The organism is Sulfurovum sp., assembly GCF_015493435.1.
Taxonomy (GTDB): domain Bacteria; phylum Campylobacterota; class Campylobacteria; order Campylobacterales; family Sulfurovaceae; genus Sulfurovum.
In genome coordinates, this window is the sequence record NZ_WGDD01000026.1 from 22,319 (window position 1) to 46,215 (window position 23,897).

At 45.2% G+C, this 23,897-nt stretch carries 24 protein-coding genes and 2 pseudogenes; 11 read left to right on the forward strand and 15 right to left on the reverse strand.

Annotated features, from left to right (window positions below; translation table 11 throughout):
• Positions 1-6: 6 nt before the first annotated feature.
• The 3 genes from F8L24_RS04140 to F8L24_RS04150 are packed head-to-tail and all read right to left on the reverse strand — an operon-like array spanning position 7 to position 2,402.
• The gene (locus F8L24_RS04140; protein ID WP_294952155.1) at positions 7-1,170 is read right to left on the reverse strand and encodes a DUF819 family protein; all 1,164 of its coding nucleotides are present in this window, start codon (positions 1,168-1,170) and stop codon (positions 7-9) included.
• A 15-nt stretch (positions 1,171-1,185) separates the two neighbouring features.
• Entirely contained in the window at positions 1,186-1,623 is a 438-nt protein-coding gene (locus F8L24_RS04145; protein WP_294952158.1) for an isoprenylcysteine carboxylmethyltransferase family protein, read from the reverse strand.
• Positions 1,620-2,402: a patatin-like phospholipase family protein gene (locus F8L24_RS04150; RefSeq protein WP_294952161.1), complete on the reverse strand. Its 783-nt coding sequence runs from the start codon at positions 2,400-2,402 to the stop codon at positions 1,620-1,622. Before F8L24_RS04150 ends, F8L24_RS04145 begins: the two co-directional genes overlap by 4 nt.
• A 119-nt stretch (positions 2,403-2,521) precedes the next feature.
• On the opposite strand from F8L24_RS04150, the gene F8L24_RS04155 reads away from it, so the two are divergent.
• The 5 genes from F8L24_RS04155 to F8L24_RS04175 all read left to right on the forward strand — a co-directional run bounded on the left by F8L24_RS04155 (position 2,522) and on the right by F8L24_RS04175 (position 5,312).
• Positions 2,522-3,337, forward strand: coding sequence for an SDR family NAD(P)-dependent oxidoreductase (locus tag F8L24_RS04155; protein ID WP_294952163.1), 816 nt, complete (start codon positions 2,522-2,524; stop codon positions 3,335-3,337).
• Positions 3,338-3,447: 110 nt separating this feature from the next.
• Positions 3,448-3,981 carry a molybdopterin adenylyltransferase gene (gene mog / locus F8L24_RS04160; protein WP_294952166.1) on the forward strand — a complete coding sequence of 178 codons (534 nt, stop codon included), beginning with the start codon at positions 3,448-3,450 and terminating at the stop codon, positions 3,979-3,981.
• A 12-nt stretch (positions 3,982-3,993) separates the two neighbouring features.
• The gene (locus F8L24_RS04165; RefSeq protein WP_294952169.1) at positions 3,994-4,203 is read left to right on the forward strand and encodes a hypothetical protein; all 210 of its coding nucleotides are present in this window, start codon (positions 3,994-3,996) and stop codon (positions 4,201-4,203) included.
• The gene (locus F8L24_RS04170; protein WP_294952172.1) at positions 4,200-4,415 is read left to right on the forward strand and encodes a hypothetical protein; all 216 of its coding nucleotides are present in this window, start codon (positions 4,200-4,202) and stop codon (positions 4,413-4,415) included. The genes F8L24_RS04165 and F8L24_RS04170 overlap by 4 nt, the downstream gene beginning before the upstream one ends.
• Positions 4,416-4,562: 147 nt before the next feature.
• Positions 4,563-5,312 carry a carbonic anhydrase family protein gene (locus F8L24_RS04175; protein WP_294952175.1) on the forward strand — a complete coding sequence of 250 codons (750 nt, stop codon included), beginning with the start codon at positions 4,563-4,565 and terminating at the stop codon, positions 5,310-5,312.
• Positions 5,313-5,331: 19 nt separating this feature from the next.
• Here the strand turns inward: F8L24_RS04175 and F8L24_RS04180 are convergent, their stop codons facing one another.
• The 7 genes and pseudogenes from F8L24_RS04180 to F8L24_RS04210 all read right to left on the reverse strand — a co-directional run bounded on the left by F8L24_RS04180 (position 5,332) and on the right by F8L24_RS04210 (position 11,448).
• Entirely contained in the window at positions 5,332-6,015 is a 684-nt protein-coding gene (locus F8L24_RS04180; RefSeq protein WP_294952178.1) for a rhodanese-like domain-containing protein, read from the reverse strand.
• Between the two features lie 93 nt (positions 6,016-6,108).
• Positions 6,109-7,692: a SulP family inorganic anion transporter gene (locus F8L24_RS04185; protein WP_294952181.1), complete on the reverse strand. Its 1,584-nt coding sequence runs from the start codon at positions 7,690-7,692 to the stop codon at positions 6,109-6,111.
• A 146-nt stretch (positions 7,693-7,838) separates the two neighbouring features.
• Positions 7,839-9,101 (reverse strand): arsenic transporter, encoded by a 1,263-nt coding sequence (locus F8L24_RS04190; protein WP_294952184.1) that lies wholly within the window; start codon positions 9,099-9,101, stop codon positions 7,839-7,841.
• Positions 9,098-9,577, reverse strand: coding sequence for a (2Fe-2S)-binding protein (locus tag F8L24_RS04195; RefSeq protein ID WP_294952294.1), 480 nt, complete (start codon positions 9,575-9,577; stop codon positions 9,098-9,100). The genes F8L24_RS04190 and F8L24_RS04195 overlap by 4 nt, the downstream gene beginning before the upstream one ends.
• An 18-nt stretch (positions 9,578-9,595) precedes the next feature.
• A pseudogene (locus tag F8L24_RS04200) lies at positions 9,596-9,979 on the reverse strand (arsenate reductase ArsC); the annotation flags it as partial.
• 171 nt (positions 9,980-10,150) lie between these two features.
• Positions 10,151-11,152 (reverse strand): annotated as a pseudogene (locus F8L24_RS04205) (SO_0444 family Cu/Zn efflux transporter); the annotation flags it as partial.
• The gene (locus F8L24_RS04210) at positions 11,140-11,448 is read right to left on the reverse strand and encodes a metalloregulator ArsR/SmtB family transcription factor (protein ID WP_294952187.1); all 309 of its coding nucleotides are present in this window, start codon (positions 11,446-11,448) and stop codon (positions 11,140-11,142) included. The gene F8L24_RS04210 and the pseudogene F8L24_RS04205, both read right to left, overlap by 13 nt.
• 146 nt (positions 11,449-11,594) lie before the next feature.
• On the opposite strand from F8L24_RS04210, the gene F8L24_RS04215 reads away from it, so the two are divergent.
• Positions 11,595-11,858 (forward strand): hypothetical protein, encoded by a 264-nt coding sequence (locus tag F8L24_RS04215; protein ID WP_294952191.1) that lies wholly within the window; start codon positions 11,595-11,597, stop codon positions 11,856-11,858.
• Here the strand turns inward: F8L24_RS04215 and F8L24_RS04220 are convergent.
• Positions 11,852-13,114, reverse strand: coding sequence for an NAD(P)/FAD-dependent oxidoreductase (locus F8L24_RS04220; protein WP_294952194.1), 1,263 nt, complete (start codon positions 13,112-13,114; stop codon positions 11,852-11,854). The two genes, F8L24_RS04215 and F8L24_RS04220, sit on opposite strands and share 7 nt — an antisense overlap.
• Positions 13,115-13,287: 173 nt before the next feature.
• On the opposite strand from F8L24_RS04220, the gene F8L24_RS04225 reads away from it, so the two are divergent.
• On the forward strand, positions 13,288-14,229 hold the full coding sequence (locus tag F8L24_RS04225) for a class I SAM-dependent methyltransferase (protein WP_294952197.1): 942 nt from the start codon (positions 13,288-13,290) through the stop codon (positions 14,227-14,229).
• 87 nt (positions 14,230-14,316) lie between these two features.
• Here the strand turns inward: F8L24_RS04225 and F8L24_RS04230 are convergent, their stop codons facing one another.
• Together F8L24_RS04230 and F8L24_RS04235 are read right to left on the reverse strand one after the other, a co-directional pair.
• Positions 14,317-16,188 carry a DUF2207 domain-containing protein gene (locus tag F8L24_RS04230; RefSeq protein WP_294952199.1) on the reverse strand — a complete coding sequence of 624 codons (1,872 nt, stop codon included), beginning with the start codon at positions 16,186-16,188 and terminating at the stop codon, positions 14,317-14,319.
• 11 nt (positions 16,189-16,199) lie between these two features.
• Entirely contained in the window at positions 16,200-16,763 is a 564-nt protein-coding gene (locus F8L24_RS04235; RefSeq protein ID WP_294952201.1) for a LemA family protein, read from the reverse strand.
• Between the two features lie 118 nt (positions 16,764-16,881).
• On the opposite strand from F8L24_RS04235, the gene F8L24_RS04240 reads away from it, so the two are divergent.
• The 3 genes from F8L24_RS04240 (at position 16,882) to F8L24_RS04250 (ending at position 20,678) form a co-directional block, all read left to right on the forward strand.
• On the forward strand, positions 16,882-17,772 hold the full coding sequence (locus F8L24_RS04240) for a 5'-nucleotidase (protein ID WP_294952204.1): 891 nt from the start codon (positions 16,882-16,884) through the stop codon (positions 17,770-17,772).
• Positions 17,773-17,982: 210 nt separating this feature from the next.
• The gene (locus F8L24_RS04245; RefSeq protein WP_294952206.1) at positions 17,983-18,576 is read left to right on the forward strand and encodes a transglycosylase SLT domain-containing protein; all 594 of its coding nucleotides are present in this window, start codon (positions 17,983-17,985) and stop codon (positions 18,574-18,576) included.
• A 182-nt stretch (positions 18,577-18,758) separates the two neighbouring features.
• Positions 18,759-20,678, forward strand: coding sequence for a hypothetical protein (locus tag F8L24_RS04250; protein ID WP_294952208.1), 1,920 nt, complete (start codon positions 18,759-18,761; stop codon positions 20,676-20,678).
• A gap of 49 nt (positions 20,679-20,727) precedes the next feature.
• Here F8L24_RS04250 and tgt read toward each other — a convergent pair whose 3' ends face one another.
• Positions 20,728-21,849, reverse strand: a complete 1,122-nt coding sequence (gene tgt, locus F8L24_RS04255; RefSeq protein ID WP_294952211.1) for a tRNA guanosine(34) transglycosylase Tgt — start codon at positions 21,847-21,849, stop codon at positions 20,728-20,730.
• A gap of 54 nt (positions 21,850-21,903) precedes the next feature.
• On the opposite strand from tgt, the gene F8L24_RS04260 reads away from it, so the two are divergent.
• Positions 21,904-23,337 carry a hypothetical protein gene (locus F8L24_RS04260; RefSeq protein WP_294952214.1) on the forward strand — a complete coding sequence of 478 codons (1,434 nt, stop codon included), beginning with the start codon at positions 21,904-21,906 and terminating at the stop codon, positions 23,335-23,337.
• A gap of 8 nt (positions 23,338-23,345) precedes the next feature.
• On the opposite strand, the gene F8L24_RS04265 is transcribed toward F8L24_RS04260, so the two are convergent.
• Positions 23,346-23,879 carry a hypothetical protein gene (locus F8L24_RS04265; protein ID WP_294952216.1) on the reverse strand — a complete coding sequence of 178 codons (534 nt, stop codon included), beginning with the start codon at positions 23,877-23,879 and terminating at the stop codon, positions 23,346-23,348.
• Positions 23,880-23,897: the final 18 nt, after the last annotated feature.

The following is a 23,897-nucleotide window of genomic DNA, read 5'->3' on the forward strand; positions in this document are numbered from 1 at the left end:
GCGGGTTTACCCCGAGATCATTTCGAGTACCTTTCCTACCATCAACCCTCCGAATGTTCCCAAAATATAGCCGAGCATTGCCATAAGTACCCCTATGGGTATCAATGCCTTTGAATAGGCTGATGCCAAGATAGGGGCTGAAGCCACACCGCCGATGTTTGCCAGAGAAGCTACACCGAGAGAGAAGAGGTCAAGCCTGAAAAGTTTGGCGCAAAAGACCATGATACCTGCATGTATGAAGAGGATGACAAATCCTGCCGCAATGTAAAGCGGTGCCTGTGCCAGTTCAGAAAAATCGGCGCGCGAAGCAATGAGCGCCACGATCAGATAAAGCATGATATTGGCCAGTTCCGAGGCACCGGAGAGCTTTGCGAAGGGTGTCATGGCAAAAAACATACCTGCGAGTGTGGCAATAATGACCACCCATGTCGTTGTTGTCAGAAAAGCAGTGGCAGGCAGCATTTGGGCAAAATACTGTGAACATGCCGAAACAAGCAGTGCTGCACCTAGCATGAGAAAAAGTGTTGAAAAATTCATCGGTTTTCGAGCAGCCATTTTCAGGGCCAGACGTTCTCCCACTTTATCTATGACTGAAGTATCGGCTTTGCTCCAGGTATTGAAACGTTTGGCAAAAGGCACCAGTGCAAGCAGTATCATGACCCAGACGGCATAGTCGATGGAGTCTATGAGGAGGGTGTATCCCAGTGCACCGTCCGGCAGGTTCAATGCACCCTGAATGGCAACCATGTTGCCTGTACCTCCCATCCAGGAACCTGTCAGTGCGGCAAAAGCTTTCCAGGCATCCGGCGCAAATGCAGAATGGAAAAAAGCGAACATCCCGATGAACCCCAGTGCGATACTTGTCGAAGCGAGCAGAAAAGTCAAAAGCATTTTACTGCCCAGTTTTACGATCTCCCTCATGTCCGCATTGAGCAGCATCAGAAAGATCATGGCCGGGAGCAGGTTGCTTTTGAGGCTTTTGTAGGTTGCCGTGACAGAGGCACTCTTTTCCCAGAGCCCCAGGGTAGAAAAAAGCATTACAACAAAATAAATAATGACTATGGCAGGCAGATAGGAGAAAAATTTTGCTTTGCTTTTCTGCTCTGCAAAGACGATAGCGGAGGAAATTCCGCTCAATACTGCAAGGTAGCTGAAGCCGTCTGTAATCATGGGTTCTCTTTAATATTATAAAATATATGGAATGAAATATTTGGTGTTCTGGCGGTAGTCCAGATAACACGGATCGTGGGAAAGCCACAGCGATTCTTCTCTTTTAGCCTTAAGCAGCAGTACAACGATCAGAAAAAGCCATAAATACCAGAGGATAAAGGCACCGGGATCTGTCAGTACAATGGCCAGCATCATCAGTGTTACCGAAGCATACATGGGATGGCGTATCCACCGGTAGATGCCGGTGGTGACGAGCCGGCAGTTCTCTTTCAGCTCCGGTTCAATGTTGAAATTGCCCAGCTTGTTATGTGTCAGTGCCCAGATCCCCGTAATAACACCGGCAAAAAAGACCGTTGCGGCCGCAAATGTAAAACGGTAGTGTGCAAGCAGCAGCATTATGCCGATCGTACCGAACTGCAAGGCAACAAGAAATTTGGAATAATAGTTTTTCATTGCAGCAGCCCCAGACCCAGTTTGCGTATGGCTTCGTACTTGTGGAAATAAAACGTTTTGTAGCCTACTGTTTCAGGTTCCAAAAGCAAAATATCTTTTTGGGAACAGGCTATATGGGATTTGCTCTGGTTGTAAATAAGCAGACGGACAGACTTCTCGAACATTTCCATCATGTTGGCTGTTTTAAAGAAGTTGTCCGGCATTTCTTTGTCAAAGGAACGCTCGCCCAGCACATCCACGGCGAGGATCAGGTCCAGGTCGCTTTCGTTTACGCCGAGGTTTTCACATAAAAAGCCGTCACCATAGGTTTCTCCCTCTACCACATGTTCTTCAAAAATGCCGGGAATGGCCATCGTACAGAGAATGGCATCTTTTATCGGTATGTTGTCTTTTGCGCTGAAAACACGTTTGTGTCCGTTACGCAGGTTGGTGGCTATGAGTTTGAGCGGGATATCTGTCTCATGCATTTTTCTTGTGCCAAACAGTGTTTCAAAGATCCGTGCGATCTTTTGATTGTCGATCATGGCATTTCCTGAGAGAGAAAATTTCATCCAGTTGAACAGATTGCTGAATTTTTTGATATTGTCATAAATCTCGGCTTCTTTCATGCCAATGGCCACGCAGGCACCCACAATGCCTCCCATACTTGTACCTATGATCTCGCCGGGAATGAGGGTTTCTTTTTCAAGGTCATGCAGTACACCGAGATGTGAAATACCAAGTGCACCGCCGCCGGAGAGTACCAGAGAAAAGTCATTGTTCCGTAAAGTTTCAATCATGGAAGTATTGTAACATAAAAGCTTGAATCGTTACGCTGAAATCCTCCTCTCCCGAATCCCGAAACAGAAGTGTCAGAAAAGCTAAGCTAAAATAGTAGCAGAAAACCAAGGAAGCAAACATGCCAAACATTGTTATTACCGGATGCAGTACAGGTATAGGGCTTGAAACAGCGAAATACCTGAAAGACAGATTTGTTACCGTCTACCCTACAGCAAGAGACCCCAGAGATGTTGCAATGCTGCATGCCCTGGGGTTTGAGCATGCCATGCAGCTTGATGTGACCAGGCCGGAGCAGATCGCGGCGGTGATCGCGGCAGCCGTTGAAAAAGAAGGAAAGATCGATGTCTGGTTCAACAATGCCGGTTACGGACAGCCCGGTGCTGTTGAGGACATTCGTACCGATGTACTGCGTGCACAGTTCGAAACCAATCTTTTTGGACTGCATGAATGTACACGGCAGATCATCCCTGTCATGCGTGCACAGGGGTATGGAAAGATCATACAGCATTCTTCTGTGCTTGGGCTTGTTTCTCTTTCCGGGCGCGGTGCCTATAATGCCAGCAAATATGCCATAGAAGGCTTGACAGATACTTTGCGTCTGGAACTGAAGCATACCGGTATTTACCCTGTACTGCTCAATACAGGTCCTGTCAGCAGCCATTTTCGGCAAACGGCTGTGAAGAAACTTCGGGAAAATGTAGATATCGGGCACTCTGTATTTTCCGAAATGTACAGACAGCATATGGAAGGCAGGCAAAAGGCGGTACCTTTTAATGAAGAGGCTGTTTCTGTTGCGAGGGTTGTACACAGGATCATACTGGCCGAGAGACCGAAACCGCGTTACTACATTACCAAAGCAACCTATCTGCTTGGGTATCTGAAGCGGGCAGTGAGTACGTCTGTTTTAGATAAAGTGCTTGCGAAAATAGGATAAATCTCTGTACATGTATTCCGTATTTTACTCAGGATAATGTAGTAAACCCGGTAATATTAATGATTTTTAAGCTATAGTATCCCAAAATTTTACGACAGGACCAATGACACATGGACAAGATAAAAATCGGCGTAGTAACTACGAGTGACAGAGCTTCCCAGGGAATCTATGAAGATATTTCGGGAGTAGCCATTATGGACACGGTAAACGAATATCTGCTGAATGACTGTGAGTATGAATACCGTTGTATCCCTGACGAACAGAGTCTCATCGAAACGACACTCATAGAACTCTCGCGTGACAGGCAGTGCGACCTCATTGTTACCACCGGCGGTACGGGGCCGGCACCGCGGGATGTCACCACGGAAGCAACTGAAAATGTCTGCCAGAAACTGCTTCCGGGCTTTGGCGAACAAATGCGGGCAGTGAGCCTTCAGTATGTGCCTACGGCCATTCTCTCGCGTCAGACGGCGGGTATCTGCAACAATTCCCTGATCATCAATCTTCCGGGAAAACCGAAGTCCATCCGTGAATGTCTCGATGCTGTCTTCCCCGCGGTTCCCTACTGCATCGATCTGATCGGAGGGCACTATATGGAAGCCGACGAAGCAGTGATCCGTATCTTCAGACCCAAAACCAAATAGAAGAGAGTCAGTATGAATATTGAATTGATAGAACAGAAGATCAATGAGATCATCACAGAACTTGAGAAAGAAGTCATGGTTCTTGTGACGGATGAGACCATCGACAAGCAAAATACCAATTTGCGTATGAAACCTTTGGCTTCTGCCAAACAGATTTTGCTCAATGCGCTTGACAGTATCAAAATGGTGGACAGGCTCAATCAGGAGGACCTGAAAAAATGATCAGGCTTTTTTCCCTTATGCTGCTCGGTACACTGTATGCCTGTGCCGGAGAGAAACTGCTTATCTCTCCGCCGGTCGCACTGGGCGGACTGCTGCTGATCATTGGACTTTTCTTCTGGGGCATTTACAAAGCGGTAAAAACACAGAAGATACAGTATGCCTGGGCACTGCTTCCTTTTGTGCTTCTTCTTGCGGTGATGTTTTTCATTTAGATGATGTATCATTGGCTGCAATTGTTTTGATGATGTTGCTGCTATTTCAAATGATATGCATTTTTTTAGCACTTTCCCCGTCCTTTTCGGTACTTTTAAAGTCATCGTCTTCTATACTGTCAGTATACCCAACATAAAGGACAAAGCATGAAAAAAACACTTTCCCTCTTTGCCGCGGCAGCACTGATGTGTTCGGCGGTACAGGCAAATGAATCCGGTGGATCCCACTGGGGATACACAGGGCACAATACCCCCGAAACATGGGGGCATCTCTCCGAAAAATACCATGCATGCAGTGACGGGCTGAACCAGTCTCCCATCAATATTACACATTCCGTCACAGACCCGAAACATGCTCCGCTCAATCTTGCGTACAGGCAGGGCTCCAATGAGGTGGTAAATAACGGCCATACTATCCAGGTCAATGTCAATCCCGGAGACACACTTGTGGTTGATGGCAAAACATTCGAACTCAAACAGTTTCACTTCCATTCGCCGAGTGAAAATCACATCAACGGCAAATCATTTCCGCTTGAAGCCCATTTTGTCCATCTTGACAAAGACGGAAATATTGCGGTTGTCGCTGTTATGTTCAAGGAAGGTGCAGCGAATAGGGATCTTGCCAAAATATGGAAAGTGATGCCGAAAAAAGCAGGAGAAAAGCATGCACTCAAAGTAAAAGATATTGCAGCAGATCTTATCCCGGACAAGCAGCATTACTACAGATTCAACGGCTCACTGACAACACCGCCGTGCACCGAGGGTGTAAGATGGTTTGTCCTTGAAAAGCCTTTGACCGTTTCAAAAGAACAGGTCGAGCAGTTCCAGCATGTGATGCACCACCCGAACAACAGACCTGTTCAGCCGCTTGATGCAAGAGTGATCGTAGAAGAATAAATATGCTTCCGTATGGCCTCTACTTTCGTGTAGAGGTCATTCCCGCACCGAGCCAGTCCTGCATGCCCCCGCGATACCATTTCAGCTTTTCGGCAGGATAGCCGATTTCAAGCAGTGCGCTTATCATGGAAGGGGACTGGCTGCACCAGGGGCCGTTACAGAAAAGCAGCAGCGTCTTTGCTTGCTCAAAATCATATTCTCCGTCACTGTCTTTGGTCACACCAAGAAACTTCAGTGCATACTCAAAATGAAATTCGTAATCGTCATGGTATTTAAAATAGACAAAAGGCATGTTGATTGCACCGGGTATGGTCATGTACTTGTACCATGATGCTTTACGGCTGTCTATGAGCAGCAGATCTTTATTTCTCTGCATCTCTTTCAGGAATACGAGTACTTCAAGTTCACCATAGGTTTCAAGGTCTGCATCAAGGTGCATGGGCTGCAGTTTTCCTTTGGTGTGTACATACGTGGATTTACAGGCTTCGGGTACTTTGGGATTGGCAAAATTCCCTGTCCAGAGCATTTCATTGTTGATGGGGATCTTTTTGCATACAGCAGGTATATTGCGTTCTACCACATAGTGGACCTGCTTTTTGTCAGATGTGGTCATGGTGACCATGACACCGGTGCTTTCAATGCTTTTGCTGCCCATCAGCAAAGAGCTTGCCAAAAAGGGAAGAAGGATATAGAGATTTTTCATTTTTAGCTCCTATAAACATAATTGTTTTTTATATAGTAACATAAAAATGAAATACATAATAAATGAAAAGTGAATACGCTAAAAAGGTATAGTTTATACGTCGTGTGCGACCTTGTAGGTCGGGTCATCCTCTTCATAGGTACAGAAAGGCCCTGCGGCTTTCAGTGTTTTTTTACAGTCTTCCGAAAGGTGTCTGAGCGTCAGTTTTTTTCCTGCTTTTTTGTACTTTTCTGTCAGTGCGTCGATGGCTTCGGCACCGGAGCTGTCCATCACCCTTGCTTTTTTAAAGTCGATGACCACTTCAGTGGGGTCGTTTTCTACATCGAACTGTTCATTGAACGAGGTGACCGAGGCAAAAAAGAGGGGACCGTCAAGTTCATAAATCTTCTTGTTGCCCTCCATCCTGGTATGAGAGAAGATCTTGGCGTGCTCCCATGCAAAGACAAGTGCAGAGATAATGATACCTGCAATGACCGCTACGGCAAGATCGAAGAAAATGGTAATAACGGTCACTACAACCAGTACAAAAGCATCGGATTTTGGCATATGTCTGATACGCTTAATCGAAGAGAATTCAAATGTTCCGATACTCACCATGAACATGATACCGACCAGTACGGCAATAGGGATCGCTGAAATGACGGCAGAAAAACTGACCACAAGCACAATGAGCAGTGTCGCAGCCGTAAAAGAAGAAAGCCGCCCAAGGCCGCCGGATGTGAAGTTGATGATCGACTGTCCGATCATCGCGCAGCCTGCCATGCCTCCAAAGAGACCTGATGTGGCATTCCCGATGCCCAATGCAACACACTCTTTGTTCCCTGAGCCTCTTTTTCCGCCCATTTCGTCAAGCACGGAGAGTGTCAGCAGCGATTCTATGAGTCCGACAAGTGCGACAATGACAGCCGTAGGCAGGATCACTTTGAGTGATTCCCAGTTGAAAAGTATGGAGAGATCGGGCAAGGTGAAATGGGGAAAAGAGACATGGGACAGGTCTGCCATACTACCTACCGTTTTTGTATCGATACCGCCGAAATAAACTACCAGTGTGATGACAACAATGGCAACCAGTCCGGCAGGAACTGCTTTGCTGAGCCGGGGAAGATACTGCATCGTCAGCATGGTCACGGCCACAATGATGTACATAATGTAATTCTCTGCAAAACTCGCTTTGACGATCTCCCACCAGGAAGCGTACTGCGCTATATGTGCCGGTGCAAGGAAGGGAAGCTGTGCCAGTGCGATGACAATGGCGAGACCGTTCACGAAACCAAAGAGTGCGGGCTGCGGCACGAGACGGATGAATTTACCCATCTTCAGTACCCCTATGGCAACCTGTATAAACCCTGCAATGATCGACGTGATGAGAATGTAGTGCAGTACTGTCATGGAGAGGGCTTCGGTATCGAGACCGGGGTAGTGCTGTTTGACCCATACACCGAGAGAAACAAAGACTACTGCCACGGAGCCTGTTGCACCGGAGATCATCCCGGGTTTACCGCCGAGAAGGGACGTGATGACCCCGATGATGAATGCGGCATAAAGACCGACGATCGGTGAAACCCCGGCGATGAATGAAAAAGCGATTGCTTCAGGTACCAGTGCTACGGCAACCAGTGCACCTGAAAGGATGTCGTTCTTAATGTTCTGTTTGGAATATTTCTGAATATCGAACAAGATGGAATTCCTTAGGTAAAAAAGTGTTGGAATTCTACCATAATAGTTTTTGTGCAAGATGACAGTTCGGAATTTGGTTTGTATGTTCCTTCCCCGGCCGGTGTGCCGATATCTGAGGGGCCGGAATAAACCGGTCCCCGTATCTGTCAGACCAGGGAGAGCAATACGATCAAAAGTACAGGCGGTGTGACGAGGAGCCCGAACTTGCTGTACTCCCAAAAACCGATCTTGACCCCCTTTTTGCTGAGGACATGGAGCCAGAGCAGGGTGGCGAGCGAACCGAACGGTGTCATTTTCGGTCCCAGGTTACAGCCGATGATATTGGCATAGGCCAGTACTTCGTTCCCGGCATATCCTATTTTGTCAATAGCAATGTCCATGACCATGATGGTCGGCATATTGTTCATAATGGCAGAGAGGAATGCAGAGAGGAATCCGGTACCCACAATGGCGACAGCATCACCTCTGTGGCTGAGGTTCTGCAGTACATGTGCGATGTAATCTGTCAGGCCTGCATTCTTCAGTCCGTATACGACAATATAGAGCCCGATACTGAACCATACGACCTGCCAGGGAGCTGTTTTGATGGTGAGCCAGGCTTTGGCGTGTCTGGTATAGGAAGCAATACCGAGAAATATGAGGCCGCCGCCAAGTGCAAAGAGGCTTACCGGAAGATGGTAAAGGTCACCGATAAAGTAACCGATAAGGAGGAGGGCCAGAAAGAACCATGAGAAAATGAAAAGGGTTTTGCTTTTGAGTACTTCGTCAGGATCTTTCAGCAGGGAAATATCGATCTGTTGTGGAATATCTTTTCTCAATATCAGCCACAAAATAGCGATGGAAGCTGTAACACTCACAATAAACGGCAGGAACATATGTTTCAAATAAGCCCAGAATCCGATATGAAAATAGTCTGCCGTAACGATGTTGGTCAGGTTCGAGAAGACAAACGGCAGGGACGCACTGTCACTGATGAACCCGCCGGCAAGCAGAAAAGCAAGGATCGTCTTGGTATTGAGTTTTAAAATACGCATTTTGGCAAGCAGAATAGGGGTTAAAATAAGTGCGGCGCCGTCATTGGCAAACAGTGCCGAAACAAAAGCTCCGAGGAGCAGAGCATAAACGAACATCAAATGTCCGCTGCCTTTGGAAAGATATGCCATTTTGATGGCGCACCACTCAAAAAAGCCTATTTCGTCAAGCACCATCGAAAGCAGGATGATACCGATGAATGCCAGTGTCGCATCCCAGACGATCTCTGTGACGATCCAGACGTCATTCAGACTTACGACACCCAGAAGCAGTGCCGCTGCGGCACCGATGACTGCGGTTGTACCGATCTGAAGTCCTTTTGGCTGCCAGATAATGAAAAGAAGTGTTACCAGAAAGAGTGTTGCTGCCAGGATCATTTTTTGTTCAACACTTTTGATTTTGCAAGTGCTTCCTCTATCTCTGCTGTATCAATATCTCCGGTCAGTTTCATCTCTACATTCCCGTCTTTGCCTTCCACTTCGATATGGCTGATCTTCTCTTTGGTCTCATCGCTCATACATTCACATTTCCCCGTCGAGCAGTTCTGGACCATCATGTCGATCTGCTGTTTGGCGACTGCGCCGGTAAAAGCGATGTTTACGCCTTCCTGCGTTTTAAATACATTCTTTTTCATGGATGCTCCAGGACTTTCCAGTGCTATGAGTTTTTTGATCTCTTTGGAACAGCAGCGTTTCAGCGGATTGGTATGTTTGCAGTCGCTTCCCGTGCATGCTTTTGTTGCTTTTTTGACTTCATCGAGTGTAGATGCACCGGCCCTGACCGCTGCGACGATCTCTCCTTTGGTTATGCCGATACAGTAGCAGATACGCTCATCATCGGACAGATTTTCCACCTCGCCGTTGAGTATCGCTTTGACGCGGGGAAGCAGTGTTGTGTGTATCTCTTCGTACGTCTTTTCAAACGCGTCATATCCTTTGCCGTCCGGATCTTCAAATCCCGCATGGATCTTGGGTACAGGTTTCGGGAACATCGGGCAAGTCTCTTTGGCATGGTCGCAGACCGTTACAACGAGGTTGAAGTCATGTTCCATCACTTCATCAAGTGTTTTGGAATGATAGGCATCATCCCAGGCATCGTGGGCTTCGAGTACTTTCTTGGCATAGGGGTTGACCCTTCCGCTGGGTGCGACACCGGAACTGTACGCCTCGATGCCTTCTAGTTCCTTGTTGATGATCGCTTCCGCAATGATAGAGCGGCAGCTGTTTCCCGTACAGAGTACGAGTACCTTTTTGCTGTTGGCTTCCTTCTCTGCCGGAGCAGTGTCGCAGCTTGGTGTTGTGTCGTTCCCTGAACAACAGCTCTCTTGGGCCGTTGTGTTGGGGGTGAATGTTGTTGTAGCCATAGTATTTTCCTTTGTATGTGTTTTTTTATTGAAGAGCGGTTCAAGCAGAAAGTAGAGCATCAGTCCAAGCATGGTCACGGCAGAGAGCTGTGCAATGAAGCCGAACTCTTCAAGATGCTCTGTCAGCTGTGCACTCAAAATATTTGGGAAGAAGAGATCGAACATGTAGCCGAAAAGCAGACTGAAAAGACCGATGACACCAAGGTAAATGATGAGTGCTTTTTTACCCAGTACCTTATAGACCACACCCATGGTCACGCTGTTGGTCGCCGGCCCGGCACTAAGCAGTATGAATGCTGCACCGCCGCTGAGACCGCTGGCAATGAGTGAAGCAGCAATGGGCAGGGATGCTGTCGCGCAAATATAGAGCGGCATGGAAAAGAACAGTATCAGCAGGTAGGTGAGCAGCAGATTGTCACCGAGATACTGCATAATGTCCTTTGGCATAAAGGTCGTGATGAGCGCCCCGAGTACCAGTCCCCAGAACAACGGTTTGGCAAAATCCCTGAAAATGTCGAAGAGTGCATAGTTCAATGCCTTCACCGCACTGAATCCTCCGCTTTGGGTCTCTGTATCTGTACCGCAGGTGTCTGTACAGCCGCATGAAGTACAGGTCTCCTCCTCCCCTGTATCGGGTACCTGTCCCCAAAAGTTTTGCAAGATACCGGCGACCATTGCGATGACCAAAGAAGTGACAACACGGTAGATTGTAAAGATCCATCCGAAGAAACCGTATGTTGCCAAGATGGAGTCTGCACCTGTAATGGGTGTAGAGATGAGAAAACTCAACACTGATCCGCTGCTTGCCCCTTCTTTTTTAAGACCGGTTGCAAAAGGGATGACGCTGCAGGAACACAGAGGCAGCGGAATACCAAAGAGTGATGACTTCACGACAGAGCCGAAATTGTCTTTGCCCAGATGCTTTGAGACAAAGTTTTCGGGGATCAACTGCTTGAGAACACCGGCAAAAAGTACCCCTATGAGTATGTAAATTGCCATATCATTGGTCAAGATCCAGAAATTGGTTAAAAATGCTTGGATGAGTTCCATGGTCATCCTTTGCATTTGTGTTCAAGTGCAGGGATGTTAAGACCAAGACAGGCGATCTCTGCAAGTATGGTCTGCCTGAAACTGTCCAGTGGGGTTCTGATACTGTAGTAAGCCCATCTTCCTTCACGCTCAACCCGCAGGAAGCCTGCATCTTTGAGTATCTTCAAATGGCGTGAAACCCTTGACTGTATCATATTGAATGAGTTTTCCACATCACAGACACATACTTTCTTGTTAATGTCAATAAAGTGCAGCAGTTTCACGCGTGTTGCATCGTTGACGGCACCGACAGTATTGAGAAAATTTTCCATCTTTTACCTTTGAATTTTTTGTTGTATTGTACGAAGTATAGTAAAATAAGCTTAATATATCAAGATATATTGATATAATCATCTTGTTGTTTCTAAAACTTTTTGATATAGTTTCTCTTAACTATCACCAAGGAAGAGGGTTTTTTATGGATAAAAAGTTGAAGTTTTTAGTATTGATCACCATTATTGTACTGGGTACCGTCTGGTTTCTGTCTGTAGAAAAAGATAAATTCAGAAAAGAAGAGCTGAGCCACATCGGGCAGAAGCTGAAAGCCGACACCATGCGGGACTGCCTGCACAAAAGCGGCTACAGGACAGCAGAAGAAGCTGATCCAGAAACCCTTAAAACCTGCCGTCTTCTTGCCGATGCAAAGTGGCAGGAGGCGAAAATACTGAATGAAAGTCATTGAGGGGATGAAATTTTCCCCTCGGCCAGCAATAAGCCTGCCGTATATCCGCTGGCAAAGGACCATTGCAGGTTATAGCCTCCGCAGGGACCGTCAAGGTTCATGAGCTCTCCGCAAAAGTAAAGTCCTTTTATTTTTCTGCTTTGCATGGTATAGGGGTCGATCTCTTTCAGACTGACGCCTCCCCGTGTGATCATCGCCATTTTGAAGCCGTCGTGTCCGTTGATGGTCAGGGGAGTGGCTGCAAGAAGGCTGATCAGCCTGTCTCTTGTCCGGCCTTCGAGTTTTCCGAAACTGACAGCCGGGTCAGCCTCTGCAAGACGGCAGAGTTCACGGCTGACCGACTCCGGAAGCAGGGTACTGACCACTTCCAGAGTATTCCTGTGCGGGTTTTTGGCCCATTCTTTTTTTATATGGCTGCGTATCTGTTCTTCATTCATCCCTTTGGTCAGATTCATCAGGACAGGCACTTCCTCATATTTTCCTAAAAGCGGGGTGATCTCCCTGGAAAAGTCCAGTACTACAGGTCCCCTGATACCGCTTCGGGTAAAAATGAGATCTCCCTGGGCTTTCAGTCTTTTATATTTTTTCATATTAACTGTGATGGCAACCTTTGCAATGGTGTCAGCTGTACAGTTCGCTACCCACTTCTCTTTAGTCTTCAGCGGCATCATGGCAGGGAACACTTCCGTGACTTTGTGTCCGACAGATTCAGCCAGACCATAGCCGTCACCCTCTGCACCCAGAACCGGATAGCCTTTGCCTCCTGTAGCGACGACAACATGTTCCGCCTTGAACGTATCTGTCAAAGTTTCTGCTCCGGTGATCTGTGAATCGGTATAACTAAGCTCTGTCACTTTTTGTGAGCAGCGTATTTCTATGCCCAAACGCTGCATCTCTGTTTCCATAGCACTGATAACGGTTGAGGAGCTGTGTGTCACCGGAAAGACCCTGTAACCGTCAGGTGCATGGCTCTCCACGCCGATCTCTCTGAAAAAAGCTATGAGTGCTTTATGGTCGAATGCTTCGAGTGCAGGCATCATGAATTTTCCGTCACGCCCGAAGCGCGCCATGAAAGTTTCATTATCCAGGGTGTTGGTCAGGTTGCATCGGCCGCCGCCAGTGGCTTTGAGTTTGGTCCCGATCTTGGAGAGTTTTTCGAGTAAAAGCACTGTTTTGCCGTTTCTTGCTGCGGTAATGGCAGCCATCATCCCTGCCGCACCGGAACCGATTACGATAAGGTCATATTTCTCTTTCACTGCTTGCCTTTGGTGCGGTAATATTGGTAGATGTGGAATGATACCGTAAATAAATTACCGCAGCAACTACAGGGTATCACCTATTATTAGAAGTCCCCTACAGTCTTCTCCGAACCTCTCGACAGAAAATAGTACTTTTCATAAACGGCAGCTATTCATGCTATAATCTTTTTATGATATTTACGACAGAGACGATGCAGGAGATCATTCCCCGGCTGGAAACAAGCCTTGAAGAAACGGATACCGTGACCTTTTATATTTTTGATCCTGATCTGGGAAACGGATATGCAGGGCAAACAGCGGAAATAGAAGGCACTGTATATATCTACCGGGGACTGAAAGCCTGGGTAGATCTTGCGGAACTGCTGAAATGCAGGATCATGCTGCCTGAAAAAGCGGAATATCCGCTTGTGGCTTTGACCTTTAGAAAGCTTGAAACACACAATTCTTTCCATGATGATACCGACAGAGACAGGGAAGAGAAGTATGGTGTTGCATCAAACTTTTTTGCCCTACAGAAAATGGAAGAGCCGGCTTTTCTCTACTATTATATTCAGGCGCTTACGAATGCCGGCATAGGCGGACGCCAGCGCATATTGGATCTGGGTGTGAACCGCGGAGATGAGTTTGGTGTGGTACGAAAAATGTTAAATATTGATGAATATGAAAACAAGTCTTTTACGGGGATAGACCACAGTGCAACGGCTACAGCGTATGCAAAGGAATGTTTTCCTGAAGAGAATGTAACATTCTTTACGGCAGATATCACAAAACTTGACGATTTGCAGCTGGGACACTTTGATCTGCTTATCAGCATAGGTACCCTGCAAAGCCCGGAGATCAATTTCAAACCTTTTTTTATGAAACTGGTTCAGGAATATTTGGATAAAGAAGACTCTGCACTGATACTCGGTTTTCCCAACTCACGGTGGGCAGGAGGCGAAATGCTCTATGGTGCCAAAGCCCCCAATTATGCGATGAGTGAAATGAGTCTGCTCTTCAATGATGTGATGTTCTGCAAGAAGTATTTGCAGCAAAAAAAGTATAGAGTGACCCTTACGGGCAAATACTATATTTTTCTTACAGCGACAAAAATAGGGAGAAACAGAGGATAGTACATTGGTGTGGGCATGGTTGCCAAACGCGAAGATTCCGAGCGGCGTATTGATGGAATCATAGATAACATGCAAGCCGTCCAAAGGCTACCATGAACCTCCTCCTCCGCCACCGCCGCCGCCGCCTGAAAAGCCGCCTCCGCCTGAGAAACCGCCACCGCCGCTGCTGCTTGTGGACGGAGGGGTGATCGCTTCATCCATATAGCTGCCGAAACTGTTTATGTTATGGATGTTCCCGTGGTACCAGTATGGCGTAGTGACCTGAAGCAGGTCATAGAATGTAAGCCAGTGGTCTGCTGCTTTGAAAAGCACGGCATACGGCAGCATCTTTTCAAGGTAAAGAGGATCCGCTTTGAGGCGTCTTCTGATCTCATCTTCCTTGACCCGTATGACAAACTCTTTAAGACCAAGCAGGTGGGTATGCGCATAGGCACCTTTCTGGGTAAATTTCCCGATCTTTCTGTACACATAGAACATACCGCCGGCAATGACGAGAAGTACCCCCACCGGGCCGAAGAGAAGACTTTTGAAATCGACCCCTTTGTCCTGCATCATCAATACGGGGAGCAATCCTGCAGCGATAAAAACAAGGCCATAGAGCTTTTTGAAAATATTCTTATTGGCCAAGATCATACTGAAGCCGGCCGAACCAAAGGCTATCGGGAAAATAAGCATAAAGATCGCATCTGTCCCCAGTTTTTGCCATAGCGAGTACAGTATCAAACCTATGACAGGAAGAAGAAAGAGCATAGATCGCACAATAAAGTTTTTCCGGGTACGTTCAGGGTTTTCCCTCATATAGCCGTTGGCAACCGACCATGTATACAGATCGGTATTGATCTTTGCAAATCCGCTTTGCAGTGCTTCGGCTCTGCTTTGGGAGCTTTTGTTCAAGGTAAAGGCTTTTTTGCCTTTAAAAAGTATATTTTCCAGAAGGTACTGCTGGTCCAGTGTCAAACCTTTGGCGGGTTTGTCCGTACGAATGAGAAGAGGTTCTGTATGTTTGCCTGTCTGTTCGATCTCAAGATATCCGAGATATCCCAGTTCAAGTACCGCAGCAGCAAAATCTTCATTGTCCGCAAATTTGTCCAGCAGAAGCCCTGACTGTAAAAGACTAAGCCCTTTGGGCGGTTCATACTGTACCGCGATGGAACGCTTGTCCTCAAAACCGCTATAGCGTTTGAGTACATTCTGAAAATAGAACAAAAAGCCTATCAGGACTCCCCAGTACCAGTTGTCCCGGAGCCGTTCCCACAGTGTTACCTGCACATTTTCCTGTCCGTTCTGGCCCAGGGTATCGGCAGGGTAGGCGAGTTCGACTGTTGCCCCTTCATGCGGCCCCAATGCAGGGATATATACTTGAAGGTGCTGCGGGGAAAGCCATTGTGTGGTGACATGGGATGACGTAAGACTGCCGTAATATCCTGTATAGGTGGAAACAGCTGTCATGGTACGATTGAGGGAAGGAGGCAGAAAGAAATTTGCTGTGATATTCTTTAGGGGGATGTTCCACCCGGTACCGATGATATTCCACCGGACCGCATCGGAAGTTTCATCCTGTGCAGCGGGCAGTACCCCTTTGCTGACATGGTACCGGATGGTGTAACGGTGTTTTCCTGTGACATATGCAGCGGCAGAACCGATTTTAAGGTGTATGAGCCTGCCGGCCTGTGCAGAATGGATGACAGATTGTTCCCAGTTGACCGGCCGGCCGTCCATCTGTACCGAAAAACGGTTCATGCCAAGGTCTTTGATGTATCCTTTGACTTTAACGGTAAAAGGGATATCTCTGAAAATACCGTGTCTCGAAGCACCTTCAAAGTTATATATTATAGCTTCGACAATGGAAAGTTCACCGCTTTGTTCCACGGTAATATTGATATCGTAACGGTCTATTTTCTCTGCAAAAAGCAGGGTAGCAAAACCTGCAAAAAATAGTACAAAGAGCACTTTTTTCATGGCTATGGCTTTTACAGGTTTATTTTGGGCATTTTTTTCACTGCTTCAGCTTCACTCTCTTCGAGTTCAAAATAATCACGTTTTGTGAAATTGAACTTTTGTGCAATGAACAGATCCGGGAATGATTCTATTTTTGCATTGTAGTCACGGACGATGGCATTGTAGTAACGCCTTGCATTTTGAATGGCATTTTCCAACTGGCTCAATTCATCCTGCAGTTTAAGAAAATTGGTATTGGCTTTAAGGTCCGGATATGCTTCCGCGAGGGCAAAAAGTTTTCCGAGCGCACCGGACAGCATATTGGCAGCGGCTGCTTTTTCATCCATCGAGTCTGCTGTCAGCCCGACCTGCCGTGCTTTGATGATTTTTTCCAGTGTATCGGCTTCATATTCTTTATAGCCTTTTACCGTATCTACCAGCGCCGGTATAAGGTCGTAGCGGCGTTTAAGCTGTACATCGATGTCTGACCATGCGGCATCTATGCCGGCTCTGAGTGACACCAGTTTGTTATAGATAGTGACAAGATATGCACCGATCCCCACAATAATAAGCAGAATAATATTTCCAACACTCATTTTCTCATCCTTTTAAATTAATTGTTATATATTATAGCAAATATTTGTGTCAAATATGTGTCAAAACTATTTTTACCATCAGGGTTTGTGCTATACTTCTTTCAAAAAAGAGTAGTGTATGGCATATGATCTGCAGAACAAACTGGTGATCGCTATTTCGTCACGGGCACTTTTCTCCCTGGAAGAGGAGAATGCCATTTTTGACAAAGAGGGCCTTGAAGCCTATTACGAGTACCAGCTTTCCCATCTGAATGATCCTCTGGATAAAGGCTCCGCTTTCCGTTTTGTGCAAAACCTTCTGGCGATCAATAAAAAATTTGACAATAAACTCATCGAAGTGATCATCCTTTCGAGGAACAATGCGGCAACAGGTTTGAGGATAGGGCGCTCCATTGAACATTATGACCTTGATATCGAACGCACAGGATGGACCGCAGGTACTCCGGTGGCACGTTACCTTGAAGCATTCAAGGTAGATCTTTTTCTTTCTGTGCATACTCCAGACGTGGAGGAAGCGATTCGGTCAGGGGTGGCTGCCGCAACGATCATCCCGCATACACCCGTTACTACAGAAGAATCAGACATGGTCAAGATCGCTTTTGACGGTGATGCTGTGATCTTCGGTGATGAGAGTGAGCGGGTATATCAGGAAAAGGGATTGGAAGCTTTTATAGCATATGAGCGTTCCCATGCCAAAAATCCTTTGAGCAAAGGGCCCTTTTTCAAATTTCTCAAAATGATTTCAGAAATTCAGGACCGTTTTCCGATGGAAGCTTCTCCCCTCCGTACGGCTCTGATAACCGCAAGGAATTTCTCTACCCATGAAAGAGTCCTTGGTACACTCGAAGGCTGGGGTGTACGTGTAGATGAAGCTTTTTTTCAGGGCGGTGTACAAAAATATGAAGTTGTCAAGGCATTCGGTGCAGATATTTTCTTTGATGACCAGGAAACCCATCTTAAAGACACCTCAAAAGAAACACCTTCTGCAAAAGTACCTTATGTTAGATAGCTTTTAAGCTGTTTCTAATGTTTTTATAAAATTTTATTAAGATTCTGTTATTCAGCGATTAACTTATCTTGTGTATCATTTCTCCTAATAAAAAATGTCGGGTGTCATTCAACACCTTTTTCTGATATTTTTTATCTCTATTGTTTTTCACAACCCAATTAAAAAATATAATATTAACATTAAAAAAAGGATCTTATCATCGGAGTACCAATGTATAACACTGAGCACGACCATAACAACACATTTCTTTCAAAACTTTCGGCCATACGCTTTACACATAGACTTTATGTTATTATAGCTGTCTTCCTGCTAACGACAGCCGCTTCACAGGCCAATGCGCATTTGGCCAAAACTGCCGGCATGAGTCCTGCTACACTGAAAAAGATCGTTAAAAAAGTTGTCAAAATAGAATCAACTACCGGAAGTTACCATGCCAGAAACCGTAAAAGCGGCGCCTACGGACGTTACCAGATCATGCCGAAAACAGCCAGGGCGTATGCCAAAAAACTTCATATTCCCTACAGCAAATGGAAACGGCCCAGAAATCAGGACAGGATATTTGAAGCGATCATGGCAGACAATATACGCAGTCTCAAACGAAACGGGCTTAAGGTAAACGCTTTTTCCATTTACGGTACACACCAGCAGGGCGCAGGTGGTTTTAATGCTATCATGAAAAAGAAAAAGTTGAGTAAAAACCTCGAAAGAAACCTCAGACACAATCTGCCTAAAAGATTAAGCAGAGTACCCAGAAGCAGACTAAAGCTGGCGTGGGTAAACTACTGGAAAAGAAAATTCGCATAACAATATTATCGCTCCTGTTTTCTTAAAAGCAGCTATTTTGGCTGCTGTCTTATTCCTCCTCTCTTTAAAAATGATGTATCTCTTTCCCTGGAAAAACTCCCCTCATTATCAGGCTCGTAGAAGACGAAAATGATTATACTTAAAAAAGTACCCTGTACAGAAGTACTTTTAAAGGAGGAAAAATGAAGAAGAACAGATTTGTGATATATGGAATTTCCGCTGTTGTATCGGTTATAGTAATGAATGGATGCAATTTATCTCATACAAATATTAATCCTGACAATAATAATTCAAAACCACCTCTAACAGAACCTGCTGCTTTTACCGGTTCTGCAGTGAGTTTTGTTTTGGAAAACCTGGCAGCCGGTATGCTGAAAACAGTAGGTGGAAATGTAATGGGAAACCTTCTTGTCCTGCTTGGCTGGGGAGATTCCGGGAATATCCAGCAGCAGAAAACACTGGATAGTATTGAAAAAAAGATTGGAGGTATACAGTCTGAAATACATTCTTTGGAAAAAGGTATAACTGCTTTGATGAAACAGATTAATTTTACAGATTATAATATAAAAGAATCTGTGAACTGGCCAAGACAGCCTATAACAGATATTTTCAGTGTATCGAGAGATTTAATGCAAAAGGCAGAAAATAAAAAGCCGGGTGATGGTAATCGTACAGAAATCAAAAATTTTGCAAACACAATTCTTGATCCAACGAATGGGATCAGACCGGATGTTGATGGAATCTTTCTTGCAATCAAAGGTAATAATGTAGGTATTTTGTCAAATCATGTAAAACTCATGCTTACGAAACTTTCCTATAATGATCCAAACCTAAAAGTTGCATATAAAAGTCTTGAACACTTTACCTCTACCTTGTTGAATGCTCAGCTTGCAGGGGTAAACCTGGTGATAGAAGCCTATAAAGCACAGGACAATAACAGCAGTGCAAAAATATATTTTAATGATTTTGTAAAAAGCAATGACAATGGAGATGGAGTCGAGGCAGAATTGTATGATGAAGTTGCAAACCTTGATAACAGTTACAGTTTTATATACAATGCTGTTAATCTTGTCCTGGAAAATGCTCCGCTTTATGGTCAGTTTCTTTCTGACTCAGCAGTATCAATCCTCAAACAGGCCGAGTTCTATCGTCTAATTTCAGCGAATACAGATCATAGCAAATTCGGATTGCATCTGTTCCATATCAGTACGATGGATATGAAAAAAGCACCTGATATACTTTATGTAGCAATGAACAAAACTGGGGATTATGCCTGTAAATCATCTACCCATACTGTAACAGGCCGGACGTATGACTACTGGAAAGATGGAAATGTCAAACCGTCAAGTGAATATAATGTGGTAGAGTATGATTGTGGAACCGTGCCGAATGGAAATTATGATATTTTTGTTTCGGAAAAGTTAGATGCACCAAGTATAGGAACAGTTAAAGTTGAACAATATGATACTAACTATGATCTCAATAAAAGCGGAGATATCAGTTATGGTTTTGCTCTGCTTACAGATCGTATTGATAACCGCTATAAGCAGTCTTCGGATAAGTGGACAACATATAAGCCGAAAAAGGATAATTACAACTCCTATACTAAAGGGGGTGCCAATAACTGGCCAATTGTGGTAAAAGCAATTCATAGTCAAGATGAAAAATCTGTAGATACGGAGAGTAAAGCCCGTATGGAACTGCAAGGGCACTTCAAATTTACAGGAAAGCAGAACCCTGATGCCCCCATAAAGATGAGTGTCAAGTATCATGCAGGTTTTTACATGGAAGCTTATGCCCCTTTCATTAGTGGAGAAGGGGGAGGAGATGCCTGGAGCGGAGTCAAGATCGGTATATGGGATGAGAGCAGCAGTAAATTTGTAGTTCACGAGAAGTCTAAAACTTTACATGCCGATACGGATCATCCGCATGAAACCTTAAATCCGTATGATAGCTCTGGAGCATTGACATTTACACCTGAAACAGGGCATGATTATTATATTTATTTTAATATGTATTCAGAGCAATGCTGTAATGATGATTATTTTGCTATGACCAATCTCAATACAGTGTTTCATGTGTATACAGAGTTTTCACAATAGTCAGTTAACGGTCTGTAGAGAAAAAGTGTGAATGCCGGCAGCGAGACCGCTATTTGCCTCTTTTTCTGTAGAATTCTGCTTTGAAAGTATCAAATTTCCTTGAGAGGATTGCTTCTCTCATCTCTTTCATCAAATTCAAATAGTAATACAGGTTGTGAATGGTCGCAAGTCTGAAGTAGGTAATCTCCCTGGACCTGAAAAGATGTCGCAGGTAGGCGCGGGAATAGGTCTGGCAGACCATACAGCTACATTCGGGGTCGATGGGGGCTGCATCGGTCGTGAATTCGGCTTTTTTGATGTTCACTTTCCCAAAAGAAGTGAAGAGTGTACCATTTCTTGCATTTCTTGTCGGCATGACACAGTCGAACATATCGACACCCCTTGAGACATTTTCCACAAGGTCTTCCGGTGTGCCTACTCCCATGAGATAGCGTGGTTTGTTTTCAGGCATGAACTGTGTGGTCCATGCTACCGTATCGTACATATCCTGATTGGCTTCTCCGACACTCAACCCGCCGATAGCAAAGCCGTCATAGTCAAGCCTGCAAAGTTCTTTGGCAGATTTCTCCCTGAAAGCTTTGTCTGTGCCGCCCTGGATGATGGCGAAAATATTTTGCTTCACGCCTACACCCTCTGCCTGTCTGGTTCTAAAGTAGTCTATGCTCTCCTCGGCCCAGCGTGTCGTCCTTTCTATGCTTGCCTTAATACGCTCCTGTGTTGCTGGCAGGGCCACAAGGTCATCGAGGATCATCATAATATCGGAACCGAGGTTATGCTGTATGTCAATAACCTTTTTGGGTGTAAAATAGTGTTTGCTTCCGTCAAGATGGCTGCGGAACGTAATGCCGCCTTCATCGATCTTGACATTGTCTGAGAGGGAAAAGGCTTGAAAACCGCCTGAATCGGTCAGAAAACTTTTGGGATATTGGGTGAAACCGTGCAGTTTGCCCATTTGGGCTACAACCTCGTCACCGGGACGGATATACATATGGTAAGTGTTGGCAAGAATGATCTCCGGCCGGATGAAAGTAGCAAGGTCTGTTGCATCAAGGGATTTGACGGCACCTACCGTTCCTACAGGCATGAAAACAGGGGTTTGAATGGTCGAGTGGGCCGTCTGGATCGTACAGGCTCTGGCTTTGCCGTCGGTTTTATCTATCTGAAATTGCATTGTGTTATAATATCTCCCAAATTAATGGTGGGATTATACCCAAATAGGTCATAAATGAAGAATATACTCATACTCGCTGACGGTAGTATCGCCAAACATTTTCTCGAATGGCTCGACAAGAAAAGGGTAGCGGACAACCGCTATTTTGTGGCCTACTATCATGAAGATGTAATTCCTGAGAAACTGGGAAAAAATATTACATTGATGGAAGCGGATCCTACCAGTTACTCCAAACTTGACAAAATCATGGAAGAACATAAATATTCACTTGTTTTCGTAGTGATGCAGGATATTGAAGATGCGAAATATACATTGGCCAACCTCCGTCTCATTGATGACAAGGCCAGGATCGTACTCGTAAACCAGTGGGATGGCGAGCCCATAGGAGAAGAGGTCGAAAATGTGACGGTACTGCATTCATTTGATCTGATGGCCGCGCACCTGTATGACCACTTGCCCAATGTTCCCGTGGTGGCGCAGAATGTCGGTCTTGGACAGGGGGAGATCATGGAAGTGCATGTCCCTTTCGGCAGTACCTATGCGTTCCGGCATGTAGGTTCTATTTTGCAGCGAAAATGGAAGATCGCTGCGATTTACAGAGCTGACAAGCTGATCCTTCCTAACAATGCCACGATGATACGCCCCAACGATACCCTTCTGATCCTGGGGAAGCCTATTGTGCTGAACGGTGTCTACAAAACGATCAACAAGCGTATAGGTCTTTTTCCTGAGCCATTTGGCCGTGACCTGCTTCTGATCCTTGATCTTCGTTTCGACCATGACAATGCACTGCTTTATCTCAAAGAGAGTATCTATCTTCTGGAAAAACTTGAAGAGAAAAAACTCTATGTCCGTATTCTCTATCCGAATGATTTTAAAATGATGGAAGAGCTGAAAAGCTATGAGTCTGAGAAAATCATTATTTCTGCCTGCTATGAGGACCAGGATCTCAGAACACTGATCGAGTATGAAATTCAGCAGTATGATATCGGTCTGATACTCAACAGTATTGAACGTTTTCAGTCTGAAAATCTGCAGGAAACACTTTATGCCCTTAAAAAAGTGGTCTATCTTTTCGGTGATGACTTGCTTTACAATGTCAAAGAAGGAGTGGTTCTGATGCAAAAAGAGAATGAGAAAATGGAATCAATCTCTTCTACGGCATTCGATATTTCCGAATCTCTCGAACTGAAACTCTCACTGTGTGATTTCGATCCGGAAGGTGATTTTGAAAGTAAAAAGATGATCATAGAACACTATGAAACACTGACGCATATTTTCGGAATGGATATACAGATCGAACAGAAAGTAGCGAATCCTGTCAGGGAACTGGGGAAAATGACAGATATTCTGCAAATCGTACCGTTTGAAAAAGAGTTTAACCGTTTTAAGGTTCTAAAACTGCTTTCCACCCGGGTTCAGGATTTCCTTCTTACCACACAGAAACATCCCAAACTTCTGGTTCCCTATGCACTGAGCGAAGGATAACAGGCTCTTTATCTGTGATCCCAATGCTTGTTGAAAGCAACAATGAGCTTTCCGTCATATTCTCCGATCATATGATAAAAAGAAAGATCACTGTTTGGCATATTTTTTGCAGCAAGTACCATTTGGGATACTCTTTTACAGATATAGGTTGCATTTTCCCGGGGATGCCAAAGTACATTCCGGCCTTTCTCCCCGTTGCAGTTCATCACAGTTTTGAATCCTGCTTCTCTGGCAACAGGCACCCATCGACCGAATGCATCCAGGTTTTCAAGCGTGTTTCCCGCAGAGATATGATGTATTTTGGCAATAAGCTGATTGCGTTTTTTGATATCGGTGTCAGAGGCATACAATATTATGCCTTTATACTGCGCAGGGGAATTTGGAGATTCTGAAAGCAGCCTGTCATAATAGGTATTTGTGATCGTTCTGTACCACTGCAGATTGTGATGATTGTCCAAATACAGGGTGAATGTCAAAAGAACAATAACAGGAACCAGAACATATATTTGCCATTTTTTGACAAACGGAATAAAAAATGACATACCGAATATTCCTATCCA